This is a genomic window from Arthrobacter sp. 05L45_2 (assembly GCF_056397525.1).
The window spans coordinates 1-4,688 of the sequence record NZ_JBFTNO010000232.1; the positions used below are offsets into that span (position 1 = coordinate 1).

Annotated in this window: 5 protein-coding genes; all 5 read right to left on the reverse strand. The window is 69.1% G+C overall.

Going from position 1 to position 4,688, the window contains the following annotated elements; translation table 11 throughout:
• Window positions 1-200: 200 nt before the first annotated feature.
• A complete protein-coding gene (locus AC1DHD_RS14465; RefSeq protein WP_476880380.1) occupies window positions 201-758 on the reverse strand; it encodes a DUF1990 family protein in 558 nt (185 codons plus the stop codon).
• On the reverse strand, window positions 755-1,165 hold the full coding sequence (locus AC1DHD_RS14470) for an MmcQ/YjbR family DNA-binding protein (protein ID WP_476880381.1): 411 nt from the start codon (window positions 1,163-1,165) through the stop codon (window positions 755-757). The genes AC1DHD_RS14465 and AC1DHD_RS14470 overlap by 4 nt, the downstream gene beginning before the upstream one ends.
• Before the next feature lie 29 nt (window positions 1,166-1,194).
• A complete protein-coding gene (locus AC1DHD_RS14475; RefSeq protein WP_476880382.1) occupies window positions 1,195-2,454 on the reverse strand; it encodes an acyl-CoA dehydrogenase family protein in 1,260 nt (419 codons plus the stop codon).
• Window positions 2,451-3,893, reverse strand: coding sequence for an LLM class flavin-dependent oxidoreductase (locus tag AC1DHD_RS14480; protein WP_476880383.1), 1,443 nt, complete (start codon window positions 3,891-3,893; stop codon window positions 2,451-2,453). The genes AC1DHD_RS14475 and AC1DHD_RS14480 overlap by 4 nt, the downstream gene beginning before the upstream one ends.
• A 55-nt stretch (window positions 3,894-3,948) precedes the next feature.
• On the reverse strand, window positions 3,949-4,688 hold a 740-nt coding region (locus AC1DHD_RS14485; protein ID WP_476880384.1), incomplete at its 5' end, for an MFS transporter.

The window sequence follows — 4,688 nt, forward strand, 5'->3', positions numbered from 1 at the left end:
GTCCAGGAGCGCATCGGCCTCCTCGAACCGGCCCTGCAGGCCGATGGCCCGGCCCAGCTGGGTGGYGAGTTCGGCYCGTTCGTCGGYGTCGTAGCGKTCATCKGCKGCSGCSGCCCGGAASCGGGMTTCGGASCCGGCRGGGTCRTCGAAGTCCCACAATTGGTCAAGGGTTGTCTGGTCCAGCATGTACGTTCTCCTGATCAGCTTTCACCTGCGGCGAGTTGACGTGCCTCTTCAATGTATCGGGAAGTGACGTGCCGCTGCGCCGCCCGGGCCAGGAGGCCGCCGGCGGCGTAGAACCAATTGGAGTGCCTGCTGAAGGCCGTGATGCTCAGCGATACCCGCCCGGCGGCGTCGATCCCGACCTCGAATGCTTCCTCGCCGCGCTCCGGATGGCCGGGCAGGGTGCCATACCCGAACCCCGCGCTTTGCGGGCCGCCGCCGGGTTCGGGCGGGTGCACCCACACGACCTCGCACGGCGCGTTGATCCGGAAGGGGCCGACGCCGAATCCGCTCACCACCCGCGCTCCGGGCACCACGGCGTCGGTCTCGGTACGGACGCGCCRCCCGGACCGTTTTTGCAGCTCCCAGGCGAGGATTCCCCGCGCCACCCGCTGGAAGGTGTCCGGCCCGTCGCCGAGGTGGGCCCAGGAGACCAGGCACGGGAAGCCTTCCGGAGCCTGGCCGTGCTCGGTGAGGCCTATGCCCGGATAGTTCAACGCTCCCCGCGCGATCCGGCCGGCGGACTCGCCGCTCACGCGCCGCCCCCGCGGGAGAGGCGGCCCCAGCCAAGCTGCTCCTGCTGGCGCCGGCTCAGGGTGGCCACCACGAGGTCGTAGGAGTCCTCCACCATGTCCCGGACCATCGAATCCGGCAGCGATCCGTCGAGCCGGACCCCATTCCAGTGGGTCTTGTTCATGTGCCAGGCGCCGGTGATCTCCGGGTGCGCGGCCCTCAGCTGTTCGGCCAGGGCAGGCTCGCATTTGAGGCTCACGGAGAACTCGTCCGGGTCCATGGTGGAGGCCGCGAACATCTTTGCCTCATGCCGGGCGCCGCCGGACACCGCGGCCCGCACCTTGAATACCGAGGTCTCGGGGCCGAAGGGGAAATCCTCAAAGGCGCCGGGAAACCCCAGACAGATCCCGCGGAGGGTGGCTACGTCCATACACCGAGCCTATCCGCCGGGTACGACCCTTACCCGCCGGACCCTGCCGTGCGGGCATCGCCGATGCTGTGCAGCCCCTCCGGAGTGGTGCCGTTGACCTCGTAGTCGCCCACCGTGCGGGCCTTGAACACGGCCGGGTTGTGGGTGGCGACGGTCCGGGCGTTGCGCCAGTGCCGGTCCAGCGACTTCGACCTCGACGTGGCGGAGGCTCCGGTCACGTCGAAGAGCTGCTGGGCCGCGGACTGGACCAGTTCGGGCACCAGCAGCTGGGCTTTCTCGACGGCGATTTCGCCGCGGACGTAGCGCTGGTCCGGGGTCAGCTCAAGCTCCGGATCGGCGCCGGCGTCGAGTTCCCGGGCTGCGGCCAGCACCACTGATTCGGCGGCGAAGACCTTGGCGGAGAGCTGTCCCACGAGCTGCAGGATCAGCGGGTCGCTGCGGAAGAGCTCTCCGGAGCCGGTATTGAACGTGCGTTTGCGGTCCCGGACCAGCGCTCGGGCGTCCGCCAGCGCCGCCCGGCCGATGCCGGCCATGACGGCGAGCAGGACAAGTTGGAAGAAGGCGGGCTCGTGGGTGGTGGATTCGGAGCGCCGGATGATGTTGGCGTCAGGAACGAGCGCGTCCCGGAAGATGGTGGTGCCGGTTCCGGTGAGCTGTTGGCCGAACCCGTCCCAGTCGTCCAGGATTTCGACGCCCGGCTGGGTGGTGCTGACTACGGCGTACTGCCGGCCCTCCACTCCTTCGGTGCTGGCCATCACGGCAATCCACTCGGCAAAAATGGTCCCCGTGGTGTAGAACTTCCGGCCGTTGAGCAGCCAGTCCCCGCCGTGCGGCGTCAGTGTGGTCCCGGTCGTCCCCAGGGCGTTTCCGGACTTTTCCGTGGCCGCGTTCCCGAAGATCTGGCCGGCCACCACTTTCGGGTACCAGCGCTCCCGGAACGCGGCCGACTCCAGGCCGACCGTCTCGACGAACGCGAAGTGGGAGCGGTACAGGTGGGCCACGGAGGAATCCGCTTCCGCCAATTCGATGAGCAACCGGAAGAACGGCTCAAAGCCGATCCCGTCGCCGCCGTGTTCAACCGGCACCCGCAGCCGCCCGAAGCCCTCGGCGTTCAGCCAGCGGACCTGCTCAAACGGCAGGACACGGTCCTGCTCCCGGGCCAGGGCGCCCTCTGCGATGCGGGCGAAGACGGGCCGGAAACGCTGCGCCAGCTTCTCGTATGCGGCCTCGGCAGAAACGCCTGCAAAGGTATCCGCCGAGGTGCCGGTGGTTGTCACTGCCTCGCTCATCGTGCGGCCTCCAGGGTCTGGGCCTGCTCGGCCGTTGCCGAGCTGGCCGTGAAGGCGCCGCGGTAGCTGCGGGCCGGGTGCCGGTCGTTGAGGGCGGCGCCGTTCCCCCCGGTACCGAACAGTTTTTCGCGGAGCGTGCCCTCGGCGTACTCCTCCTGGGCGAGGCCGCGGCGGCGCAGCTCCGGCATGACCTGTTCGATGAAGTCGGTGTAGGAGTCAGGAATCAGCTGGTTGATGATGTTGATCCCGTCCACCCCGGCGTCCTGCCACTCCTCGAGGCGGTCCACGATCTGTTCCGGGGTGCCGAGGACCCGGTGCGCCCGGCTGCGGAAATTCGCGACGTCCCGCAGCGTCGGGTTGCCGCCCGGAACGGACTTGCGCAGGCTGTCCAGGTGCCCCTGGGTGCCTTCCGTGTGGAATTCACCCAGCGGGGTGTCGAGGTCCAGGCCGCCGAGGTCCACGCCGGCCCCGCCGCCGATGTGGGCGATCAGCGCGCCGGAATCCAGGTACTCGTCCAGGTCCGCTGCCTTGCGCGCGGCTTCGGCCTCGGTGCTGCCGACGATGAAGTGCAGCCCTTGGAAGAACTTCACGTCCCCGGCGAGCCGGCCGGCGGCCACGGCCTGCTGCCGGACCGAGGCCGTGTACTCGGCCGCGGCGGCCGGGTTCGGGGAGAGCATAAACGTGGCTTCGGCGTGGGCGGCGCAGAACTGCTGCCCGCGGCCGGAGCTCCCGGCCTGGAACAGCACGGGCGTGCGCTGCGGCGACGGCGCGGACAGGTGCGGCCCGTCGATCGAGTACCGGTCGCCGCGGTGGTAGATCTTGTGGACCTTGTCCGGATCGGCGTGGATGCCGTTTTCCTTGTCCTGCACCAGCGCGCCGTCGTCCCAGGACCCTTCCCACAGTTTGTACGCGGCGGACACGTATTCGTCGGCCCAGGCGTAGCGGTCATCGTGCGCGACGAGGCCGTCGCCGAAGTTCCGGTGGGCGTTTTCGGCCGCGCTGGTCACGATGTTCCACGCCGCACGGCCCTGGGAAAGGTGGTCCAGGGTGGAGATCTGCCGGGCGAACTGGAACGGGTGGCTCTGGACCACCGACGACGTCGCGGCCAGGCCGAGGTGGCGTGTGGTCGCGGCGAGGGCGCCGAGGAGGATCAGGGGATCGTTCGCCGGGACCTGCATGCCGCGGCGCAAATGCCCGGCCCAGCCGCCGTCGTCGTTGCCGTAGAGCCCCACCACGTCCGCGAAGAACATCACGTCGAATTTGGCGTCCTCCAGCTGCCGGGCCAGGCCGGTCCACAGCTCCAGTTCGTTGAAGCGGTGCTGCTGCGCCGCCGGGTGCCGCCATTGGCCGCCCATAATGTGGCTGGTGGTGTTCATAACGAAGGCGCTCAGCAGCAGCCTTGGACGTCCCTCGGAGTGTGCGGTATCGACGGTGGCCATAGGGCCCCTTTCCGTGCAAAGTGAATCAGGCAATGTGGGTTCGCGGCGGCTGTCGTCAGCGCACGACGGCGGGTTCCCGGTCTGCGGGTACGGCGGCGGCGGGTGCCTCGGCCGGCAGTTCGGTCGCTCCGAGGGCGCGGTCCTTCGTTTCCGGGGATTTCAGGGTCGCGACGATGGTGATCGCGGAGACCGCCAGGAAGTAAACGACTACCCAGACCGGGTTTCCGCCGCCGGCCGCCAGCAGGGCCGTCGCCACCAGCGGCGCCAGGCCGCCGCCGAGCACGGAACCGATCTGGTAGCCGATGGAGACGCCGCTGAACCGGACGCGGGTGCTGAACAGCTCGGAGAAGAACGCCGCCTGCGGGCCGTACATGGCGTCGTGGCCGATGTTGAGGCCGACGACGACGCCGAGGATGATCAGCAGGATGTTGCCGGTGTCCAGGAGCCAGAAGAACGGGATGATCGCCGCAGCACTGGCCACGGCGCCGAAGAGATAGACCGAGCGGCGGCCGAACCGGTCGGACAGGGCGCCCCATAGCGGCACGGTGACAAGGCCCAGCGCGGAGGCGACCAGGACGGCGGTCAGGCCGGTGTTCCGGTCCGTGCCGGGCACCTGGGTCAGGTACGTCAGGATGAACACGGTGTACACGTAGTAGAACGCGTTCTGGGCGATGCGGAGGCCGGTGGTCAGCAGGATCTGGCGGGGGTGGGTTTTGAAGCTCTCCACCACGGGGCGGGCCGCGACGGTCTGGACCGTCTGGACGTGCTTGAACTCCGGGCTGTCCTCGACCGAGA

What these genes read in the sequence shown, in the direction of transcription:
- AC1DHD_RS14470 (WP_476880381.1), bottom strand. Translation starts at nt 1,165, where the DNA reads ATGGACGTAGCCACCCTCCGCGGGATCTGTCTGGGGTTTCCCGGCGCC.
- AC1DHD_RS14475 (WP_476880382.1), bottom strand. Translation starts at nt 2,454, where the DNA reads ATGAGCGAGGCAGTGACAACCACCGGCACCTCGGCGGATACCTTTGCA.
- AC1DHD_RS14480 (WP_476880383.1), bottom strand. Translation starts at nt 3,893, where the DNA reads ATGGCCACCGTCGATACCGCACACTCCGAGGGACGTCCAAGGCTGCTG.